This is a genomic window from Bradyrhizobium sp. CCBAU 11361 (assembly GCF_028128935.1).
Lineage (GTDB): Bacteria > Pseudomonadota > Alphaproteobacteria > Rhizobiales > Xanthobacteraceae > Bradyrhizobium > Bradyrhizobium niftali.
In genome coordinates this window covers 171,601-171,937 of sequence record NZ_LBJZ01000008.1, presented here as the reverse complement: position 1 = coordinate 171,937, position 337 = coordinate 171,601, and the positions used below count along the sequence as shown (strand labels likewise).

Genomic DNA, 337 nt, shown 5'->3' with positions numbered 1-337 from the left:
TTTTGAGATGCCGGCACCCAATCTGTTGTGGCAGATGGACTTCAAAGGCTGGGTTCGGCTCGGCAATGATGTCCAATGCCATCCTCTGACGGTCGTGGACGACCACTCGCGCTATGATCTGTGCCTGCAGGCCTGTGCAGATCAACGCACAGATACCGTGCGCAGCCGCCTGGAGAAGACCTTTCGCCATTATGGTCTCCCGGAGGCCTTCTTCGTCGATAATGGTTCGCCCTGGGGTGATCCTTCCGGCGAACGATGGACACGGTTCTCGGTCTGGCTGCTCAAGCTTGGCGTCGCCGTCATCCACAGCCGCCCATATCATCCGCAAAGCCGCGGC

The 337-nt window shown here is 59.3% G+C and carries 1 protein-coding gene; it reads left to right on the top strand.

Annotated elements, in window-relative coordinates:
* A partial coding sequence (locus tag XI08_RS04470; protein WP_271573507.1) for a DDE-type integrase/transposase/recombinase occupies positions 1-337 on the top strand: 337 nt, incomplete at both ends.